The organism is Streptococcus sanguinis, from assembly GCF_020729725.1.
Lineage (GTDB): Bacteria > Bacillota > Bacilli > Lactobacillales > Streptococcaceae > Streptococcus > Streptococcus sanguinis_V.
In genome coordinates, this window is the sequence record NZ_JAJEPA010000005.1 from 304,874 (window position 1) to 325,810 (window position 20,937).

The 20,937-nt window shown below is 41.8% G+C and carries 25 protein-coding genes; 10 read left to right on the plus strand and 15 right to left on the minus strand.

Annotated elements, in window-relative coordinates:
* Positions 1-75: 75 nt before the first annotated feature.
* The 10 genes from K4I03_RS01425 to K4I03_RS01470 all read right to left on the minus strand — a co-directional run bounded on the left by K4I03_RS01425 (position 76) and on the right by K4I03_RS01470 (position 8,203).
* Positions 76-414 carry an ATP cone domain-containing protein gene (locus tag K4I03_RS01425; protein WP_002895476.1) on the minus strand — a complete coding sequence of 113 codons (339 nt, stop codon included), beginning with the start codon at positions 412-414 and terminating at the stop codon, positions 76-78.
* Positions 415-709: 295 nt separating this feature from the next.
* On the minus strand, positions 710-1,309 hold the full coding sequence (locus K4I03_RS01430) for a hypothetical protein (protein WP_032912179.1): 600 nt from the start codon (positions 1,307-1,309) through the stop codon (positions 710-712).
* 59 nt (positions 1,310-1,368) lie between these two features.
* Positions 1,369-2,304 carry a 4-hydroxy-tetrahydrodipicolinate synthase gene (gene dapA, locus K4I03_RS01435; protein WP_002900331.1) on the minus strand — a complete coding sequence of 312 codons (936 nt, stop codon included), beginning with the start codon at positions 2,302-2,304 and terminating at the stop codon, positions 1,369-1,371.
* 79 nt (positions 2,305-2,383) lie between these two features.
* The gene (locus K4I03_RS01440) at positions 2,384-3,460 is read right to left on the minus strand and encodes an aspartate-semialdehyde dehydrogenase (protein WP_032910421.1); all 1,077 of its coding nucleotides are present in this window, start codon (positions 3,458-3,460) and stop codon (positions 2,384-2,386) included.
* A 190-nt stretch (positions 3,461-3,650) separates the two neighbouring features.
* The gene (locus K4I03_RS01445; protein WP_173309673.1) at positions 3,651-3,803 is read right to left on the minus strand and encodes a hypothetical protein; all 153 of its coding nucleotides are present in this window, start codon (positions 3,801-3,803) and stop codon (positions 3,651-3,653) included.
* A 333-nt stretch (positions 3,804-4,136) separates the two neighbouring features.
* Positions 4,137-4,661, minus strand: a complete 525-nt coding sequence (locus K4I03_RS01450) for a GNAT family N-acetyltransferase (RefSeq protein WP_002918994.1) — start codon at positions 4,659-4,661, stop codon at positions 4,137-4,139.
* A complete protein-coding gene (locus K4I03_RS01455) occupies positions 4,658-5,311 on the minus strand; it encodes a DNA alkylation repair protein (RefSeq protein ID WP_227963468.1) in 654 nt (217 codons plus the stop codon). The genes K4I03_RS01450 and K4I03_RS01455 overlap by 4 nt, the downstream gene beginning before the upstream one ends.
* A gap of 3 nt (positions 5,312-5,314) precedes the next feature.
* Entirely contained in the window at positions 5,315-5,926 is a 612-nt protein-coding gene (locus K4I03_RS01460; RefSeq protein WP_227963469.1) for a DUF5052 family protein, read from the minus strand.
* Positions 5,923-6,456 carry a GNAT family N-acetyltransferase gene (locus tag K4I03_RS01465; RefSeq protein WP_227963470.1) on the minus strand — a complete coding sequence of 178 codons (534 nt, stop codon included), beginning with the start codon at positions 6,454-6,456 and terminating at the stop codon, positions 5,923-5,925. The genes K4I03_RS01460 and K4I03_RS01465 overlap by 4 nt, the downstream gene beginning before the upstream one ends.
* 76 nt (positions 6,457-6,532) lie before the next feature.
* Entirely contained in the window at positions 6,533-8,203 is a 1,671-nt protein-coding gene (locus K4I03_RS01470; RefSeq protein ID WP_125341529.1) for a formate--tetrahydrofolate ligase, read from the minus strand.
* Positions 8,204-8,416: 213 nt separating this feature from the next.
* Between K4I03_RS01470 and K4I03_RS01475 the strand changes: the two genes are divergently transcribed.
* From K4I03_RS01475 to K4I03_RS01495, 5 genes are all read left to right on the plus strand, one after another.
* On the plus strand, positions 8,417-9,100 hold the full coding sequence (locus tag K4I03_RS01475) for a phosphopantothenate--cysteine ligase (protein ID WP_227963471.1): 684 nt from the start codon (positions 8,417-8,419) through the stop codon (positions 9,098-9,100).
* An 11-nt stretch (positions 9,101-9,111) separates the two neighbouring features.
* Complete coding sequence (gene coaC / locus K4I03_RS01480) at positions 9,112-9,663, plus strand: phosphopantothenoylcysteine decarboxylase (RefSeq protein WP_227963472.1); 552 nt, start codon at positions 9,112-9,114, stop codon at positions 9,661-9,663.
* Entirely contained in the window at positions 9,647-10,210 is a 564-nt protein-coding gene (locus K4I03_RS01485) for an ECF transporter S component (protein WP_227963473.1), read from the plus strand. The genes coaC and K4I03_RS01485 overlap by 17 nt, the downstream gene beginning before the upstream one ends.
* Positions 10,211-10,447: 237 nt before the next feature.
* A complete protein-coding gene (locus K4I03_RS01490; RefSeq protein WP_227963474.1) occupies positions 10,448-12,166 on the plus strand; it encodes a phospho-sugar mutase in 1,719 nt (572 codons plus the stop codon).
* A 116-nt stretch (positions 12,167-12,282) separates the two neighbouring features.
* Complete coding sequence (locus K4I03_RS01495; RefSeq protein ID WP_227963475.1) at positions 12,283-12,630, plus strand: thioredoxin domain-containing protein; 348 nt, start codon at positions 12,283-12,285, stop codon at positions 12,628-12,630.
* 46 nt (positions 12,631-12,676) lie between these two features.
* Here K4I03_RS01495 and mutY read toward each other — a convergent pair whose 3' ends face one another.
* The 5 genes from mutY to K4I03_RS01520 form a co-directional block, all read right to left on the minus strand.
* Positions 12,677-13,837 (minus strand): A/G-specific adenine glycosylase, encoded by a 1,161-nt coding sequence (gene mutY / locus K4I03_RS01500; RefSeq protein ID WP_227963476.1) that lies wholly within the window; start codon positions 13,835-13,837, stop codon positions 12,677-12,679.
* 65 nt (positions 13,838-13,902) lie between these two features.
* A complete protein-coding gene (gene pta / locus K4I03_RS01505; RefSeq protein WP_002897533.1) occupies positions 13,903-14,880 on the minus strand; it encodes a phosphate acetyltransferase in 978 nt (325 codons plus the stop codon).
* Positions 14,881-14,903: 23 nt separating this feature from the next.
* Positions 14,904-15,791: an RluA family pseudouridine synthase gene (locus K4I03_RS01510; protein WP_227963477.1), complete on the minus strand. Its 888-nt coding sequence runs from the start codon at positions 15,789-15,791 to the stop codon at positions 14,904-14,906.
* On the minus strand, positions 15,788-16,606 hold the full coding sequence (locus tag K4I03_RS01515; protein WP_301280219.1) for an NAD kinase: 819 nt from the start codon (positions 16,604-16,606) through the stop codon (positions 15,788-15,790). The genes K4I03_RS01510 and K4I03_RS01515 overlap by 4 nt, the downstream gene beginning before the upstream one ends.
* A complete protein-coding gene (locus K4I03_RS01520) occupies positions 16,590-17,261 on the minus strand; it encodes a GTP pyrophosphokinase (protein WP_002900311.1) in 672 nt (223 codons plus the stop codon). Before K4I03_RS01520 ends, K4I03_RS01515 begins: the two co-directional genes overlap by 17 nt.
* A gap of 95 nt (positions 17,262-17,356) precedes the next feature.
* Here K4I03_RS01520 and K4I03_RS01525 point away from each other — a divergent pair, with 95 nt between their 5' ends.
* From K4I03_RS01525 to K4I03_RS01545, 5 genes are all read left to right on the plus strand, one after another.
* Positions 17,357-17,920 (plus strand): CYTH domain-containing protein, encoded by a 564-nt coding sequence (locus K4I03_RS01525; RefSeq protein WP_321573148.1) that lies wholly within the window; start codon positions 17,357-17,359, stop codon positions 17,918-17,920.
* 134 nt (positions 17,921-18,054) lie between these two features.
* Positions 18,055-19,011: a ribose-phosphate diphosphokinase gene (locus K4I03_RS01530; RefSeq protein ID WP_002897526.1), complete on the plus strand. Its 957-nt coding sequence runs from the start codon at positions 18,055-18,057 to the stop codon at positions 19,009-19,011.
* 10 nt (positions 19,012-19,021) lie between these two features.
* Positions 19,022-20,134 carry a cysteine desulfurase family protein gene (locus K4I03_RS01535; protein WP_321573149.1) on the plus strand — a complete coding sequence of 371 codons (1,113 nt, stop codon included), beginning with the start codon at positions 19,022-19,024 and terminating at the stop codon, positions 20,132-20,134.
* 1 nt (position 20,135) lies between these two features.
* Complete coding sequence (locus K4I03_RS01540; RefSeq protein WP_002902952.1) at positions 20,136-20,483, plus strand: DUF1831 domain-containing protein; 348 nt, start codon at positions 20,136-20,138, stop codon at positions 20,481-20,483.
* A gap of 116 nt (positions 20,484-20,599) precedes the next feature.
* Positions 20,600-20,821, plus strand: coding sequence for a DUF4649 family protein (locus K4I03_RS01545; RefSeq protein ID WP_061589018.1), 222 nt, complete (start codon positions 20,600-20,602; stop codon positions 20,819-20,821).
* Positions 20,822-20,937: the final 116 nt, after the last annotated feature.

Sequence of the window (20,937 nt, forward strand, 5' to 3'; positions counted from 1 at the left end):
GGATTTAAGCGGATGAATTCTAAAGTGATACCCTCTACCTCAAGAGCAAAAAAAGCCCTAGCGGGCTTTCTAACTTTATCTTACCTGTTCAAAATGCAGATGCACAGCGATATGATCTCCATAGCCATTGCGCTCTAAATCGCGCTGTAAGCGATAGGAAATATAATGCTCAGCAATAGTAATATAACCTGCACCCAAGAGGCGACTTTCAACCATAGACTGAATCATGCTAATCGTCGCACGCTCAACCTTTGCTTCTTCCAAATCCAGAACCACTTTCTTTGTAACCTGCGCTAAATTCTGACGCAAATCATCTGTCAATACATAGACAGTCTGTGCCGCCTTTAAAACTGCTTGATAAATTTTATCTGGGTCAAATTCTACAACCTCACCGCTCCGTTTAATAACTTGCATAAAAAACTCCTTTTATATTATATATTTCTAATCTAATGTATGTCTCTAACATGACTGCTGCCAATCCAGTTGTCTATAGTCCGCTCAAAAAGAAATCTCAAAGTCAGACCATACCTTAACATTATATAATTTTTTCCAATATTTTTCAAAGGATGCTTCCATTTTTTTATCCTTAAAAGACCATATAAAAAAGGACCGCTCTGGACAATTCTTTTCCAATGTTCTTCATACAACTATCAGATTCCGAATTCACTTTTCAGTTTAAGTCAATACGACTAACTTAGCAAGCAAAACATTATGTATCGGATTTCTCTAATGTTATGTCTTGTCTTTTGTAACGATAGTGCATTTTCCAGTGATTTTCAGACACTTCTTCTAAACTCAATGTTTTGTTAATAGCCTTAAAGGACAATTTTTCTTCTTCAACTCTCTTTAAGAGCTCAACTAATAACTCTCCTCCAGCATTCAGAGAAATTAAACTATCATCCTCGCTATCATATTGAAGTAGAATTTTCTTTGTTGGTTTGTGAATGATGTTATAAAGATTGAAAGCTTTATCAATTTCAAAATTTTTCTCTTTGTCTGCCACCATTGACAAACTGTGTAGCTCCAACTGACCAATTTTAAAAGCTCCAAAAAGACTGAAAACTATCCCTAACGCAGCAAGTGTTTCCCAGATGAAAGAGAAAAGTTTCAAATCCCAATCCGTTATCAGTATAAGAAGTAAATAAATAATTCCTAAAACAGATCCAAGTAAAATCAATCCTGAACCATAGCAACCAGCCTTATCACCAGTTCGGATAACTGGCTTATCATAAACTTTTTTGCCATCAAGTTTTTCCAGTCTATGCTTAGCCTTATAGTCCTCAATTCGTTCACTATGTTTTTCTGTCACAATTTTCAATTCTTTCTTTATTATTTTTATTATGTCAATCCTAAAACTGCTTCTATCAATCAATAATCCGGTCTCAGGACACCTTTAACCGTCTCTTTGGTTGCTTGGTAGTCGCCATCGACCACAACCTTGATAATACGTTTGGCATCTTCTTCGGGCGCAGGCACAAGTGGTAAGCGAGTTGGGCCTGCCGCAAAGCCCAAGTAATTAAGGACTGCCTTGACCGGGGCAGGGCTTGGGTAAGAGAAAAGAGCATTGACTTTAGGGATGAATTTCCGTTGGATAGCTGCTGCTTTTTTGATGTCATTGTGCTCAATAGCATCCAGCATTTCAAACATTTCATCACCGTTTGTGTGAGAAGCAACAGAAATAACTCCATCAGCCCCCAAATTCATAGCATGAAAGGCATCGCCATCCTCACCAGTATAAATCAGAAACTCCTCTGGACGATGCTCAATCAGATAGGCCATATTCGCCAGACTGGTACATTCTTTAACACCGATAATATTTGGATGTTCAGCCAACCTCAGCATAGTCTCAGGTGTCATCTCAACAACAACCCGGCCAGGTATATTGTAGATAATGATAGGCAGGTTTGAAGCATCCGCAATGGCTTTAAAGTGCTGATACATCCCTTCCTGAGAAGGTTTATTGTAATAGGGAACAATTGCCAGACCAGCTGCAAAGCCACCAAATTCATTTACTTCTTTGACGAATTCGATAGAATCGCGCGTTTCGTTGGTACCGACACCCGCAATCAAAGGAACACGCCCCTTGACAACCTTTTGAACTGCCGCAAATAGCTCCAACTCTTCATCGTGAGTCAGGGTTGGACTTTCAGCAGTCGTTCCAGCCAGCAAAATCCCATCTGTATGGTGGGCCAAAAGGTGCTCAATCAAGTCTGGAATAGCTTCAAAATTGATGGAGCCATCTTCATGAAAAGGAGTAATAAAAGCTGTGATGATTTTACAGTTTTTCAAATCCGCATACGCCATAAACTTACCTCTCTTTGTACGAAAAGAGGGTTGAAAGAACGATTATTCAACCCTGTGCTGTCAAGTTTCCTTGGTCACTTTATTTTAATTCAAAAACCACTTCTGCTGTCGGACGAACTAAACCACGCTCATGCAGTGTCTCTGCGATTTGAACAGAATTCCAAGCCGCTCCTTTAAGAAGATTGTCTGAAACGACCCACATGTGGATTCCTTTTTCCGCATCAAGATCCTTGCGAATCCGACCAACAAAGGTTTCTTTCTTACCAACTGCATTGATTGCTTGCGGATAAACCTGATGAGCTACATCATCCTCCAGAACAGCACCAGGAAAGGCTGAAATTGCTGCTTTTACCTGATCAATAGGTGCAACTTCCTTAGTCTCGATGTAGACAGACTCTGAGTGAGCAGACAAAATAGGAAGACGGACACATGTCGCAGAAACAGCAATAGAATCATCTTCCATGATTTTTTTCGTTTCCTTAGTCATCTTCATCTCTTCGTAAGTATAGTCGTTATCTGTAAAGACATCAATCTGAGGTAAGGCATTAAAAGCAATAGGATAATGTTTTTTATCACCGCCACATGGGAGGATATTGGCTTCCGTGTCCTTAGGATTTACACCATCATTGAGAACAGAGCGCAATTGAGCTTGGGTTTCAAGAATGGCTCCCATACCTGCACCAGAAACAGCTTGATAGGTAGACACAATGATGCGCTCCAGCCCCCATTGCTGACGAACAGGCTCTAAAGCCACCATCATCTGAATTGTCGAGCAGTTAGGGCAAGCGATAATTCCCTTGTGCTGATCTAAGGCATGGGCGTTGACTTCTGGAACAACCAAAGGAACATCAGGATTTTGACGGAAATAAGAGGTGTTATCGACCACTACTGCTCCAGCTTTGACTGCGTAAGGAGCGAATTTTGCTGAAGTAGAACCGCCAGCTGAGAAGAGAGCAATATCTACACCTTCAAAAGCCGTCTCAGTCGTCTCTTCGATAGTAATATCTTGTCCCTTGAATTGGAGAACTTTACCAGCTGAACGAGCAGACGCCAGATAGCGTATTTTATCAATTGGAAGGCTAGATTCTTCCAGCATTTTAATCATTTGAGATCCAACGGCACCAGTGGCACCTACTACAGCAACTGTATATCCCATGCGATAACCTCTCTGAATTTTCAAAAAATTTTGTATTGTTAGTATTATACTATTTTTAGGAAAAAATGCAAATATTTCTGAAGAATATAAGTGCGATATTTTGATAAACCACACCAACTCTCATGCCTCTCTATGAGAGATTTCAAGGTTTACAGATTTTGTGCTCACGAACAAAACTGCATTCATTGCTCTACAGCTCAACTTCTTCCTGTGGGCTCGTTTCGTCAAGAGCAATAGCACTCACGACTTCGACCGTCTCAGTATCAATGTCTCTAAGCTCGGCTTCAACTAACCTTCTTTCCTCTCTAAGAGAAGTTTCAAGGTTTACAGATTTTGTTCTCACGAACAAAACTGCATCCATTGCTCTACGACTCAACTGCCTTCTGCGAAGTTGTTTCATCAAGAGCAATAGCACTTCTCAACGCCTATCGTATCAGCATCAATGTCTCTAAGTTCGGCTACGACTAACCGTCTTGCCACTCTAAGAGACATAGAAAAATCCCCAATCCGTAGATTGGGGATAAGGGCACTTTCGTGTGATCAGCAGGTTCACACAACTGATCAAGGTCCGCTCCTGCGTTTATGACCTCCCATGCTTCAATTTGCAGAAAATCTGCATATCGACTCATCGCACGAAATATAGTTTACCTTATCTTTTTCCGTTTTGTCAAGGTATTTAATCTAAAATATAAACAAAAACTTGTCTATCCTTCCACTCCTGACCTTCTTTTTGGAATTGTTTCCGTACTCCTTCAAGATAGAAATCAGATTGCTCTAGTAATTTTTGCGAAGGGATATTCTGTAGATCAACATGTGCTTCTAAACGATGAAATCCTAGTTCGCGACTGACTTTCTTGAGTTCTTCTAGCATAGCTCTGGCGTAGCCCTGACGCCAAAATTGATTATGTATCGTATAACCTATTTCCGCCCATTGAAAGTCATCTCTAGCTAGCACAAATAAATTAACCATACCAACATGTTTTCCGCTTTTTGCGTCATAAATTCCCCAAATATACTGCTGGTCTTTCTCTCGGAAATCGCGGTGCTTAGCCACCAAGTCCGCAAACCAACTTTCTGTACAAATTGTCATATCTAAAAGCCCATCATCAAATGGTGATTGAGAAGGAAGTCTATCGGAAAATCCTTCCATCCAAACTAAGTAATCCTCCTCTTCCAGATATTTTAAATAAATATGTTTCATAAATACTTACTTCCCTCTCGAATACTAAGGGCAACCATTTCTGCTTGATACCGTTCTATAAAATCTCTGACCCAGTCTGGATTGGTTTTGGAATAATCTCTCAGCGCCCAGCCGATGGCCTTGTTAATAAAGAATTCTGTTTGGCCTAGATTATTGACTAAAATGTTCTCTAGCAACTCTATGTCTGTTTCCTCTTTTCGAAGAAGCTGATGATCAATAGCCAAGCGCCGCAGCCAAATATCCTCATCACGACTCCAAGCTAAAATAATCTCTTTGGTTTCTGGAAATCGGGCAATGATTGATCCAACCAAGCGGTCCAAAAAGTCTATGGTATCCCACCAAGATTTTGTTTGGGCTAGCTTTTTCAAACGTGGCAAGTCAGATGGAGTCAATAGTTTCTTGCGATTTTCCAGATAATCTAGCACGGTGTACTGTAATTCTCGATAGGGATTATTCCAAGCTTCATTTATAAAATCCCAGTCAATAATGGAGTCAGTCTGCTGTTTAAAAAAAGTCTTTGCGAGTTTCCGTCTGGCCGGAGTCTTGACTCCTAGAAACTCAAATTTATTTTTCATATAGGCTTTCATAGCCACCGCATCATCTGGGTTAGCTACAGCTTTTAACTCTTTTTCTAATTCCTCTACATCCATAGTTTACTCCAACAATTCACGGTCATAAATAGTGTAGTCACAGCGGTAAATCACGAGGCGCTTGCCGTCAATCAGCAACTCAGAAGTTTTGGGGGCATCTGACTTATCAAGAGAGACACGGTCTCCAGCATAGGTAGCCAACGGAGTGCCGTTTTGAGATCGAATCAAAATGACCTTTTTCTTTCCGGTAAAGTCGTTTTTAAAGGCTGAAATCATGCGATTTAAAACGGGAACTGAATGGCTATTCTCCTCAACATCTGCAGTCTTTTGATATTGAGCAAAGACATCTTTCAAGCCTTTTTCTTCTGCAATTAAGGAAGAGCCCACATGGTCAATCTCATACTTACCCAAGGTGATTTTGAGCACAGATGAATCTTCCTTTGAATTTCCTTCCTCATCAACTGAGTCAAATTCCTCGTTACGCGAGATGGATAGAGACTTGCCCGACATCTGGTCAATGAGTTGGGAATTCTCATCATAGGTGCGAACCGTCATCTCCAACCCCAACCATTCCTCTTTGGCATTTTTGAACCAATTTTCAACGGACTGACAGCCGGTCAAGGTCAAAAGACCAATACTTAGAAGAGTTATTAATAAATGTTTCTTTTTCATCATTTCCACTCCATTTCTTTTAAAAGTTTGATGGGGCCAGCTTGCTTGTCTAAGGACTTTTGCAGCCAAACAATGTCATGCCAACGCTCGAATTTATAGCCAATTTTAGGGAAATGTGCCACCTGCTGGTAGCCTCTTTTGCTATGCAAAGCTAGGCTAGCTTCGTTAGGCAGAGAAATACAGGCTAGAAAATGGATATAACCCATCTGCTCTAACATTTCTTCCAAAGCATCGTAAAGCTTACTGCCGACTCCTTTTCCTCTAGCATCTTGACTGACATAGACGGACAATTCTACCGCCCAATCATAGGCTGCACGCGCATAATAAGTCGAAGCATAGGCATAACCTAAAATTAAACCATCTTCTTCCGCTACGAGATAAGGATATTTTTCCAATGTTTTCTCAATTCTATTTGCAAAATCCTCAATAGTCGGTACTTCATATTCAAAAGTAATGGCTGTATTTTCTACATAAGGCGCATAAATAGCAAGCAAGGTCGCAGCGTCTGATGGGTTTGCTAATCTAATGTTCATGTTGACTCCGTAGTCTATTCTCATTATTTTCACTATTATACCAAAAAAGACTCGTAAAGAGCCTTTTAAACCAAGATCAAAATAGACCAATCGCTGTGCCGTCTGCTGCCACATCCATATTGAGTGCTGCAGGGCGTTTTGGCAATCCTGGCATGGTCATGACATCTCCTGTCAAAGCCACGATAAAACCTGCCCCAAGTTTTGGTACCAATTCACGAATGGTAATTTCAAAGTTTTCTGGCGCGCCCAGAGCAGCAGGATTGTCTGAGAAGCTATACTGTGTTTTGGCCATGCAGATTGGTAGCTTGTCCCAACCGTTTTTGACAATTTCCCGAATCTGAGTCTGCGCTTTTTTCTCAAAGTTCACCTTTGAACCACGATAGATTTCTCTGACAATTTTCTCTATTTTTTCTTCAATAGAAAGATCATTATCATAGAGGCGAGTGTAATGAGCAGGTTCTTCATTAATGGTTTTGACTAAAGTCTCAGCCAAAGCCACACCACCTTCAGCGCCATCAGCCCAAACACTAGCAAGCTCAACTGGTACCTTAATTGCTGCACAGAGTTCCTTAAGCGTAGCAATTTCAGACTCCGTATCTGAGACAAATTCATTGATGGCTACTACTGCTGGAATACCGAACTTACGCATATTTTCAACGTGCCGCTTGAGATTAGCAAAACCAGCTCGGATCGCCTCAACATTCTCTTCTGTAAGTGCATCCTTAGCTACTCCACCATTCATCTTAAGAGCGCGCAAGGTTGCAACGATTACGACTGCATCTGGAGAAGTCGGTAAGTTTGGAGTTTTAATATCTAAGAATTTTTCAGCACCAAGATCTGCACCAAATCCTGCTTCAGTCACTGTATAATCAGCCAACCGCAGCGCTGTGCTAGTCGCCAAAACAGAGTTACAGCCGTGGGCAATATTAGCAAATGGTCCGCCATGAACAAAGGCTGGTGTCCCATAAATAGTCTGAACTAGATTTGGCTTAATCGCATCTTTCAAGACTAAAGCCAAGGCTCCTTCTACCTCAAGGTCACGAACATAGACTGGTGAGCGGTCATAGCGATAACCGATGACAATGTTAGCCAAGCGCTTTTTCAAATCTTCAATATCCGTGGCTAAGCAAAGAATCGCCATGATTTCAGATGCAACCGTAATGTCAAAACCATCTTCGCGCGGAATACCATTGACAGGACTTCCTAAGCCAACGGTCACATGGCGAAGAGCCCGGTCATTTAGGTCAACCACCCGCTTCCAGATAATGCGGCGTTGATCGATTCCCAGAGCATTTCCTTGATGCAAATGATTATCAATGAGAGCTGACAGGGCGTTGTTAGCAGTCGTAATGGCGTGCATATCACCAGTAAAATGCAAGTTAATATCTTCCATCGGTAGAACCTGCGCGTGACCGCCGCCAGCTGCGCCTCCTTTGATTCCCATAACAGGCCCCAAAGACGGTTCGCGAATGGCAATCATAGTTTTCTTGCCAATTTTATTGAGCGCATCAGCTAGTCCAATGGTAATGGTAGACTTACCTTCCCCAGCAGGTGTCGGATTAATCGCCGTTACCAAAATCAGTTTGCCAACAGGATTTTTTTCAACCTCACGAATCTTATCAAAGCTGAGCTTAGCCTTATACTTACCATATAATTCCAAGTCGTCATAGTTGATGCCAACTTTTTTCACTACATCAACAATAGGCTGCAATTCAACACTTTGAGCAATTTCAATATCTGTTTTCATCAAGAACTCCTCTATCAATTAATATAAAGATTATAACAAAAAAGAGCAAAATCTACATGATTAAGCTCTAAATAGATTTTAATGTTCGGGAAAAACAAAAAACTTGGAAATTTTTGTCCTCTAAACTATAAGATTTTAGAGTCACTTTTCCGCTGTGACACTCTGCAATTAGAATTATTTTACTAAATTTCTTTTTTCTTGTAAAATAGTGCTATGAACATATTGATTACTTCTGGCGGGACCAGCGAGAAAATCGACCGTGTCCGCTCTATTACAAATCATTCGACGGGCAGGCTAGGGAAAATTATATCTGAAAGATTCCTAGACAAAGGCGATCAGGTGACTCTGGTGACGACTCCCAAGGCTGTCCGCCCGGCAGCTCATCCCAATCTTACCATTGTCCAGATTGAAAATGTTGCAGAACTGCTTGAAAGCTTGAAGCCGCTCGTTCACACACATGATGTACTGATTCATGCAATGGCTGTCTCAGACTACACCCCCGTCTATATGACTGGTTTGGAAGCTGTAGCTGCTAGCCCTGATATGACTGAATTTCTGAATAAAACTAACTCAGAAAGCAAGATTTCTTCTCAGGCTGATGTTCAAGTTCTTTTTCTCAAAAAGACACCAAAAATCATCAGCCTGGTAAAAAAATGGAATCCAGACATTCGCTTAATTGGCTTCAAACTCTTGGTCAATGTTACTAAGGAAGAGTTACTCAAGACCGCTCGAGCCAGTCTCATAAAAAATCAAGCAGAAATCATTGTCGCCAATGATTTAACAAAGATTTCTAACCAAGAGCACAGAGCTTACCTTGTCGGAAAAGAGACCGTAACTGAAGCTCAATCCAAAGAAGAAATTGCTCAGCTCCTCTACCAGCATATCCGCAATACATAAGGAGGATTAAGATGACTCAGATTACCTTGGCTGTCAGTGGAAGTATATCAGCCTATAAGGCTGCTGACATCACTAGCCGTCTAAAGAAAGAGAACTTTGAAGTAGCTGTCCTCATGACAGATGCAGCGACAGAATTTATCACACCACTGACCCTGCAAGTCTTGTCACAAAGGCCAGTTGCAATTGATATTATGCAAGAACCTGACCCTAGCAAGGTCAATCACATTGATATCGCTAAAAAGTCTGACCTCTTTTTACTGGCTCCCGCTACAGCCAATACCATCGCTAAACTAGCCAACGGTTTAGCTGACAATATGGTGACAGCTACTGCACTGGCTCTGCAGCCTCATACGAAGAAAGTTTTAGCTCCAGCTATGAACACTAAGATGTTTGAAAATCCACTAACTCAGCACAATTTGGAGCGTCTGCAGCGTTTTGGATGGAAAATTATCCAACCACGCGAAGCTGTTCTAGCCTGTGGTGATCAGGGGACAGGTGCTCTAGCCGAAGTTGATACAATTATTGATACAGTAAAGGAACTTATTTATGAAAAAACAGTCTAAAATTGCTCAAATTGCTATTTTCTTTGCCATTATGTTGGTACTGCACCTGCTCAGCTCGGTTATTTTCAACTTACTTCCAGTACCGATTAAACCTACGATTATTCACATCCCAGTGATTATCGCCAGTATCCTCTATGGCCCTAAAGTCGGAGCTGTTCTAGGTGGCCTCATGGGATGTATCAGTGTTATTACCAATACCTTGGTACTGCTGCCAACCAGCTATCTCTTTAGCCCTTTTGTGCCAAATGGAAGCCTCTCTTCACTTCTTGTTGCCATGGTGCCTCGAATTCTCATCGGTATCACTCCTTATTTCGTATATAAAGCAATGAAAAATAAGGCTGGCTTGATTGTAGCTGGTTCCGTTGGTTCTGCCACTAATACCATCTTCGTCTTGGGCGGTATCTTCTTTCTCTTTTCAAATGTATACCAAGGAGATATCAAAGCACTTCTGGCTGTGATTCTATCAGCAAATTCCATTGCCGAGTTAATCATTTCTGCGGTTTTGACAGCAACTATCATTCCTGCGCTTGAAAAAGCGCAAAAATGATGATGATTTAGTTTTCTGGACCAAGCAATGCTTTGGTCTTTTTTAATCCAGCATTTCCGCTATACCATTCTGAAATTCTTGAAACAATACCTTGAAAAGTATTTCATCGTTTTCTAGGTAACCTCTTTCAAAATTAATGAAAATATGCTACAATGTAAGCGATTAAGAAAATTTAAGAGCAGGATTTTTTACTAAAATTTCCATCTCTTCATTTCAAAAATAAAGGAGACTCCACCTATGACTTATCAAGATAACTTCAAAAAATGGCTTGATTATGCTGAACTTCCTGACTATCTTCGTGAAGACTTGAATAGTATGGACGAAAAAACTAAGGAAGATGCCTTTTACACCAATCTTGAGTTTGGTACTGCTGGAATGCGTGGTTTAATTGGCGCTGGTACCAATCGTATCAATATTTATGTTGTCCGTCAGGCAACCGAAGGTTTGGCTCGCTTGATTGAAGAAAAAGGTGATGAGTTCAAAAAACGCGGTGTCGCGATTGCTTACGACTCCCGTCATTTCTCACCAGAATTTGCCTTTGAATCTGCTGCTGTTTTAGCTAAGCACGGCATCAAGTCCTATGTCTTTGAAAGTCTACGCCCAACTCCAGAGCTTTCATTTGCAGTGCGTTATCTGGGAACTTTTGCTGGTATCATGATTACAGCCAGCCACAACCCTGCTCCATTTAACGGCTATAAAGTATATGGTGAAGACGGCGGACAAATGCCTCCGCATGATGCAGATGCATTGACTGACTACATCCGTGCGATTGAAAATCCTTTTGCTATTGAGGTTGCTGATGTTGAAGCTGAAAAAGCTTCTGGCTTGATTGAAGTGATTGGCGATGCTATTGATGCTGAATACCTCAAGGAAGTTAAAGATGTCAATATCAACCAAAAACTGATTGATGAATACGGTAAGGACATGAAGATTGTCTATACTCCTCTGCACGGTACTGGTGAAATGTTGGCTCGTCGCGCTTTGGCTCAAGCAGGATTTGATTCTGTTGAAGTTGTTGAAGCTCAAGCTGTAGCTGATCCAGACTTCTCTACTGTTAAGTCTCCAAACCCTGAAAGCCAAGCAGCCTTTGCCTTGGCGGAGGAATTAGGCCGTAAAGTTGGTGCAGATGTCTTGGTCGCAACTGACCCAGATGCTGACCGTGTCGGTGTAGAAGTTCTGCAAAAAGACGGCAGCTACCTCAACCTTTCAGGTAACCAAATCGGAGCCATCATGGCTAAATACATCTTGGAAGCTCATAAGAGTGCTGGAACTCTGCCAGCTAACGCAGCTCTCTGCAAGTCTATCGTTTCCACTGACTTGGTGACTAAGATTGCTGAAAGCTACGGCGCAACCATGTTCAACGTCTTGACTGGTTTCAAATTCATCGCTGAAAAGATTCAAGAATTCGAAGAAAAACACAACCACACCTACATGATGGGATTTGAAGAAAGCTTCGGCTATCTGATTAAGCCATTTGTACGTGATAAAGACGCTATCCAAGCTGTTTTAGTTGTGGCTGAGCTAGCCGCCTATTACCGCTCACGTGGCTTGACCTTGGCTGACGGTATTGAAGAAATCTACAAAGAGTATGGTTACTTTGCTGAAAAGACTATCTCTGTAACCCTGTCTGGTGTTGATGGAGCTGAGCAAATCAAGGCTATCATGGCTAAGTTCCGTGACAATGCTCCGAAAGAATTCAACGCTACTGCTATTTCTGTTACTGAAGACTTTAAGGCTCAGACTTCTACCGCCGCAGACGGTACTGTTACAGCTCTGACGACTCCTCCAAGCGACGTGCTGAAATACACCTTGGCTGACGGTTCATGGATTGCTGTTCGTCCATCCGGAACAGAACCAAAAATCAAGTTCTACATTGCCGTTGTTGGTGACAGTAATGAAGACGCTCAAGCAAAAATTACTGCTATTGAAGCAGAGATTAATGCCTTTATCAAGTAAAAAAACACTATCAACCAGAGGATGAATTTCACATTCTCTGGTTTTTCGTTTCCAAATCAAGCATTTTTCTGCTTTTTATGGCATACTAGTTTTATCAAAAGAAATGAGGATTATTTATGGAACAATTTGCTCAAAATATTAAAGACTTGGAAGTCGCAACTGTTGACCGCGCTCGTCAAGCAATTGCTGACAAAGAGACTGCAACTTTCTTCGTTGGTCGCAAAACTTGCCCTTACTGTCGAAAATTCGCTGCTACTCTTGCTGGCGTTGTCGCTGATACCAAGGCACATATTTTCTTTATCAATAGCGAAGAAGCCAGCGAATTAGAGAAACTGCAAGCTTTCCGCTCTGAATACAGCATTCCGACGGTTCCTGGTTTTGTTCATATTCAAGACGGCCAAGTATCTGTTCGTTGTGATTCTTCTATGACTGCAGATGAGATTAAAGCTTTTGCAAACTTATAAAATTGATTCAATTCAAAAATCTGAGACAAAAAGAGTCTCAGATTTTTTATTTATTTCTAGCTTCCTGAAAAGCCTCCCACATCTTCTGCTGGGGTTTGGCAAAGGGGTAATTGCCAAAGTCTCCTGGATGAAGCCACAAGACTTCTCCATCAGCCGCGTGCTGGCTATCTTTAACACGGCCATAAGCTAACTGGATATGCCACTTGCGATGACTGAAAACATGCTGCACTTTTGAAAAGGACTGCTGCTGCCAATCAACAATCAAATCATAATCCTGCTCAAAGCTTTCTTGAGGAGACAAGTCCAGACTGGGCTGATTTTCAGCCACCTCAAACAAGGACATCTGATTTTCAGTTTGAAATTCCTCGATTTCAATCAAAGGAAAATGCCAAAAACCTGATAACAAGCCAGCAGCCTCATTCTTTTCAAGCAAGAACTGTCCCTGTTCGTTTTCGATAATCAAGCCTTGCAGATAGACTGGAACTGGCTTCTTTTTAGGTGCTTTGATTGGGTATTTATCCATTGTTCCATTCAAATAAGCTGCGCTGAACTCCTTTACAGGACTGTCTTCTGGATGAGGATTAACAGGAGCTTCGATATCTGACCCCAAATCCATCAGCGCTTGATTAAAATCTCCTGGTCTATCTGGATCAATCAGAATCTCCATCATAGCCTGAAAGACCTTCCGATTGCTAGGTTGGCCAATATCTAAATCAACTTCAAACAATCGACTCAGCACCCGCATAACATTGCCATCCACCGCAGGCTCAGCTAGTCCAAAGGCAATACTAGCAATTGCACCAGCCGTATAAGGCCCGATCCCTTTGAGGCTAGCAATTCCTTCATAGCTATCAGGAAATTTCCCAGCGAAAGCCGTCATTATCTGCTGGGCCGCGTTTTGCATATTTCGCACCCGCGAATAATATCCCAGTCCTTCCCAAGCCTTGAGCAGTCTATCTTCTGGTGCCTGCGCTAAGTCAGCTACTGTCGGAAACCAGTCAAGAAAACGTTCATAGTAAGGAATCACCGTATCCACCCGAGTCTGTTGCAACATAATCTCAGAAACCCATATATGATAAGGATTATTTGTTCTGCGCCAAGGCAGGTCGCGTTTGTTTTCATCATACCAAGTCAATAATTTTTCACGAAAAGAGGCAATTTTATCTGCCTGCCACATCTCAATTTCGTATTCTTTCAAATCTAACATAAATCTAGTATAGCATAAGGCAAGAAAAATAGGAGAGCTTACGCCCTCCAATTGTTTCCTATCGTTTAATAATGGCCGACTGCCTGACTAGCTGTAATCAAAGTCAGCTTATAAACATCATCCGCATTACAGCCTCGAGAAAGGTCGTTAACTGGATGGTTAAGACCCTGCAAGATAGGACCTACTGCTGAAAATCCGCCCAAACGCTCTGCCATTTTGTAGCTGATATTCCCAGCTTCGATACTTGGAAAGACAAAGACAGTCGCTTGACCAGCTACCGGGCTGCCAGGCGCTTTCAACTCTGCTGTTGCAGGAACGAAAGCTGCATCAAACTGTAATTCACCATCGATAGCTAAGTCTGGACGCATTTCCTGAGCCAACTTAGTCGCTTCTACAACCTTATCAACCTTTTCTCCGAAACCAGAGCCTTTGGTCGAATAGCTGAGCATAGCAACTTTTGGATCGATACCGAAAATTTGTGCTGTCAAAGCTGAGTTAACAGCAATCTCCGCCAAAACATTGGCATCTGGATCGATATTGATGGCACAGTCACTGAAAATGTAGCGTTCGTCATCACGCACCATGAGGAAAGCTCCTGAAGTACGAGAAACCCAAGGCAGGGTCTTGATGATTTGAAGAGCCGGCCGAACAGTCGCTGCTGTAGAGTGGATTGCTCCTGAAACCATTCCTTGGACTTTACCAAGGTAAACCAACATAACCCCAAAGTAGTTGACATCTTCTTTGAGCAACTGACGTGCTTCATCTGCAGTGATTTTTCCTTTACGGCGCTCAACGAATGCTTCTACCAACTCCTCAAAGCAGGAACAGTTTGAAGGGTCAATAACCTGATATCCTTCTTTTATTCCCTCAATTTCTAGATAGATACGGATTTTATCAGGATTCCCCAAAAGAACTGGTGTAATATCGGTTTCTTTCACCAAACGTTTAGTTGCTTGCAAAATCCGTGGCTCCTCACCCTCCGGCAAGACAATTTTTACTTCCTTATCTTTCAAGGCTTCACGAATTGAATCAAAAATTTTCATGTTTCTTAAAACTCCTTTATCTCTTAATCTTTTAATTTCTCAATAACTTGTTTAAAATCTTCTGGCAAAGGACTGGCACGCTCAACTTCCTGACCACTAAAAGGATTATAAAATTTCAAAGAATGACAATGTAAAGCCTGACGCTCTATTCCGTGTTCCAAACTCCCACCATAAAGGTCGTCACCCAAAAGCGGAAAGCCAATATGTGAAAAATGAACACGGATTTGATGAGTCCGCCCGGTATGAAGATGGATATCCACCAGATAGACATCTCCGAACTGCTCTATAATCTTATAACTGGTATGAGCGTACTTACCATCCTCTGTCACGCGCCTCGTAATGATACTCTCAGGGTTGCGGCCAATCGGAGCAATAATCTCACCTTGCTCTTCTAAGTCACCAGTCCCCCGAACCAGAGCATAATAGTGCTTTTCTATCAGCTTCTTCTGCAACTGTTTATCCAATCTGGCGTGAGCATAGCCATGCTTAGCGAAAAGCATGAGACCGCTTGTATCCTTATCCAGGCGAGTCACGATATGCACCTGCTGGTTTTCATAGCCCTGACGAATATAGTAAGCCTTGACGAAATTAGCCATAGTGTTGGAATGATTAACACTGGGAATGCTAGCCACCCCTGCCGGCTTATCCAAAACCAAGAAATGTTCATCCTCATAGACAACAGACAAGTCCTTATCAACAGCTTTCAGACTCTCAAAGCCTTTTTCAGAAGGAATGTCAATCGTCACCTTATCGCCAATATCCAAGAGATAAATAGCGTTCTGAGGTTGATGGTTGACAAGAATGTTTCCGCCGGAAAATTTTATCTTAGCCAAGAGGCCTTTGGAAATTTCGTGTCGCTTCAAAAAAGTCTTTACCTTGACATGCTCATCAGCAATAAACTCAAACCTCATTCCTTGCACTCTCCAATAAAGGAGTCTCTGACACGATTCCAAAAGCTGGTATGGCTTGGTGAAGCCACAAAATGTATCTTATGATTGTCAATCTGATACTCAATACGGACAATATTTTTGAAAGAGAAAGTCTGATTATCAACCGCAATCGTGTGATAATCACTGCGGGTTGGCACCAGCTCAATCTTATCCTTTTTGGGAACAATGACCGACGAGCCCAACGTCCGATAAACCCGATTGTTTAGACTGGCAATTTCTGTCACCTGTAAGGCTTCGATTGTCGGATGCAATACCGCTCCACCTAGAGATTTGTTATAGGCTGTACTGCCTGTCGGAGTAGAAACGGAAATCCCATCACCTCGGAAGCGCTCGAAATGAACCCGATTGATAATGACATCGGCTACCATAGTCCGATCCGAACGCTTGATTGTTGCTTCGTTCAAAGCACGAATGGTGCGTGTATCACCATTTTCAAAAGTGATTTTCACATTTAAAATTGGATAAGAAACCTGAGCGCCAGTATCCAGTTTAAGATTTTCGACCAGCTTATCCAATTCAAAATCACGGTAGTCCGTATAGAAGCCAAGATGGCCAGTATGCACACCGACAAAGCGGACCCGATCCAGCTGTTCTTCATACATATGAAAAGCCGATAGTAACATGCCGTCACCCCCCACCGAAATCACGATGTCGGGATTCTTAGGAGTTAAAATAAAGCCATTCTGTTTCAGCTTCTGCTTTAAATCTTGATAAACTTGTTCACTCTGTCTTTTCCGATTGCGGATAATCGCTATTTTTTTATCTGTATTCTTCATCTGTATCATCACTATTTCCCACACCGTCATTCAACTTGCGGTGAAGAGGATCAAAGAGAGCCTGCGCCTCCTGGATAGCATCACGGATAGCACCCATCTCCTCATCAAGCTGATAGGCAAGATTAGCTGTCGTTTCCAAGCGGCATTTGATTTCCTCGGGAAATTCTCCTTTATACTTGTAATTCAAAGAATGCTCAATCGTAGCCCAAAAATTCATCGAAAGGGTGCGAATCTGAATCTCAGCCAGAATAAGCCTATGACCATTAATCGTATCAACTGGATATTCTACAATAACATGGTAACTCCGATAGCCACTGGCTTTTTTGTTTTTGATGTAATCCCTTTCCTGGACAATACGCATATCAGTCCGATTTCGCAGGACTTCTAAAACTTCATCAACATCATCGACAAACTGGACCATGACCCGTAAGCCAGCGATATCCTGCATCTCCTGCTCGATATTTTCCTCGCGAATGCCTCGCAGAATCATCTTTTCTTTAATGCTCTCAATCGGCTTAACACGTCCGGTCACAAACTCAATCGGAGAATGACGTTGCTGCTTGCGGTATTGCTTTCGCACTCCACGAAGCTTAATTTTCAGCTCTCCAACCGCTTGAATATAGGGGTCTAGAAACTCTTCCCATTCTATTGTCATACACTTACCTTGTCATATCATTATTTTTTGTATAAAATAAACACAACTGTTATTATAACATAAATCGCTTTCAAAAAAAAGAAAAGGATATGAAAATGAATCACTTAGAAATTGAATTCAAAACCATGCTGACCAAAGAAGAGCACGACCGTCTGCTCCAGTTATTTGCTGATATTTCTCCTATTAGCCAGACCAACTACTACATCGAGTCAGATCAACAAAGTATCCGACACGCACACATGGCTTTTCGAGTACGAACTTTTAACCGTCGCGAAGCTGAGCTGACACTCAAGATTCCTCAAGAAGTCGGAGCCTTGGAACTCAATCAGAACTTGACACCAGAAGAAACTGAAAATATTTTGCAGAACAATGAATTTCCTACGGGAGAGATTTTAGAGACACTGCTTCAGAAAGAAATTCCCATCCAAGACTTGAAGATTCTAGGCTCTCTAGAGACTATTCGCTATGAAAAAGAAGATGAAATTGGCCTGCTTGCTCTGGATGAGAGTCACTACTTGGGCAAAAAAGACTTCGAACTCGAAGTCGAAGTTGAAGATTTCGAAAAAGGAAAAGAAAATTTCCTCAACTTCCTAAAACAACATAAGATTGACTACAAGCCTGGCAAGAGCAAGATAGCAAGATTTTCTGAAAACTTGTAAATCAACGACCACAAATAGCTGAAATAATCTAATTTTTTTGGTAAAATAAAAGGTAGCAATCTAAAGCCTATTGAAAAATAAATTTCATGGAGCATTAGATATAGAAATGAGACAAAAAGAGGACGGTCCAACTCATGTCAGATAAAAAAAATATGAAGCTTTTTTCCCTCAACTCCAATCATTCCATAGCTGAAAAAATCGCTGAAGCTGCTGGGGTTCCATTGGGGAAACTTTCCTCCCGCCAATTCTCAGACGGCGAAATTCAGATTAACATCGAAGAAAGTGTTCGTGGCTATGACATTTACATCATTCAGTCTACTAGCTTCCCTGTCAATAATCACTTGATGGAGCTCTTGATTATGGTGGATGCCTGCAAGCGTGCCAGTGCTAATACGATTAATGTTGTCATGCCTTATTTTGGTTATGCACGTCAGGATCGGACTGCTGCTCCTCGCGAGCCAATTACAGCTAAACTGGTTGCCAACATGCTTGTCGGCGCTGGAGTAGATCGCGTGATTTCTCTGGATCTTCATGCCGTGCAGGTCCAAGGTTTCTTTGATATCCCAGTTGATAACCTCTTCACTATCCCACTCTTTGCCAAACACTACTGCAATATGGGCCTTACTGGCGATGATGTCGTTGTCGTCAGCCCTAAAAACTCTGGTGTAAAACGCGCCCGCAATTTGGCTGAATATCTGGATGCCCCTATCGCTATCATTGATTATGGCGAAGATGAGGCGGGTCGCTCTGAGGGATATATCATTGGAGATGTCGAGGGCAAGAAAGCTATTCTTATTGACGACATTTTAAATACCGGTCGGACTTTCTCTGAAGCAGCTAAAATTGTCTGTCGCGAAGGCGCAGTCGAAATCTATGCTGTATCCAGTCATGGTCTCTTTGCAGATAAAGCTGCGGAATTGCTGGATAATTCTCCTATCAGGGAAATTCTTGTGACAGACTCTGTTGATACCAAAGAAAAAACACCTAAGAATCTCCACTACATTACAGCTAGTGAACTGATTGGTGATGCCATTGTCCGCATCCAAGAGAGAAAACCAGTCAGCCCACTCTTTGCCTATCAAAAGAAATAAGGTAACCGGAGTGATTTATTTAGATAATGCCGCTACAACTGCTTTGTCGCCTGCTGCAATCCAAGCAATGACCAAGACGATGACCGTCTTTGGAAATCCATCCAGTACGCATAGTCATGGCCGAGAAGCTAGTAAACTCCTTAGACAGGCGCGTGAGGATATTGCTCAATCTCTGCATACTCAAAGCAATAAGATTATTTTTACTTCAGGCGGTACTGAAAGCAACAATACTACTATCAAAGGCTATGCCCTTCGTCACCAGAACCGAGGGAAGCATATTGTCACCACTGCTATTGAACACCATGCTGTCTTAGAAGTGGTGGAGTACTTAGTAGATAAATTCGGCTTCGAAGCTACTTTTGTTCAGCCGGTGGATGGTCAGATTCGAGCAGAGGATATTAAGAAGGCTCTTAGACCTGACACTATTCTTGTATCTGTCATGGCGGTTAATAACGAGACGGGTGCCATGCTCCCCATTAAGAAAATTGGTGAACTACTGCGAGAACATCCTGCTGCTTTTCACGTTGATGCTGTCCAAGCAATTGGTAAACTTCCCATCTACCCTGAAGAGCTAGGGATTGACTTTCTCTCTGCTTCAGCGCATAAATTTCATGGTCCCAAAGGCGTTGGCTTCCTTTATGCCAAGAAGATGGATTTTGACAATTTCATGCACGGTGGCGACCAGGAAGAAAAACACCGGGCCGGAACTGAAAATCTAATCTCTATCACAGGTATGGCGGCGGCTCTGTCAGATAGCACGGAACATCTTGAGGGAAATCTAGAGCATGCGCAATACTTAAAAGACAGCTTACTTGCTGACTTATCGGATATCGACTTTTACTTAAATGAAAGTCAGCCAAGCTTGCCATATGTCATCAATTTGGGATTTCCCAATCAAAAGAATGACCTGCTTCTACTTCAAATGGATTTAAATGGCTTTTCCATTTCAACAGGCTCAGCCTGCACGGCCGGAGCTATACAACCCAGTCATGTCTTGCAAGCTATGTATGGCAAGGATTCCAACCGCTTGCATGAGTCCATTCGGATCAGTACTTCGGACCAGACGACTCTGCAAGAGATTCAATCATTTACAAAGAAATTAAAAGAAATTTTAGGAGGATAAGATGGCCTTTCAAACATCTGTTAGCTTAGCAAACTGTGAATATACCTATTCACTTCACCCAAATGTCAAGAAATTTACCTTGCGCGACAATACATTCGCGGAAAGTAAGGTTGGCAACTATGAACTCTCTCGTCTGCTGGAATCTGTTCCCAACAGCGGAAATGGTTTTCTGCTGAAAATCATCGTCAATAAAGATTTGAATGGTTTCAAAATCAACATCACTGACAAATCAGGCCTGCGCTTGGTCAATATTTTCAAATCAGAAGACCATCACATTATTCAGCAAAAATTTTATTTCTTGATGGATAGCCTGGTTGAAAGAAATATTTTTGAAAAGACACCACAATAAGCAAGATTCTCGCGATTTTGCTTTTTTGGTTTTGACACTTCAAAATTTAAGCAAGCTTGATTCCTACTTAGAACACTTGAAGAAAAGACCAACAGAACACAAGGAAAGGATTAACGATGGTTGAACTGACCTATTTGGACTCATATAAGGTAAAACGAACACTCACCTATGAAGACTTCGACGAATTTCTTCTAGCCTTCTCTGGCTGCGTCACAGTTCCTGACTCTCTCAAAGTACTTTCCATCACTTATAATGGACACCGGCTGCCTTTTGCAGGGCTAATTGGGGACTTGTACCGCCAGATGTACCAGTTAGACCTGAGCCCCTACCAGGACTGAGCTTTTCAACGCTATTATTCCCAGCGATTACTGATTTTCTTTTTTATAAATCAAACATCCTTAATTAGTTGATTTTTTCACAAACTTCCTATAAAATAGAATTAGAAAGGTTGTGA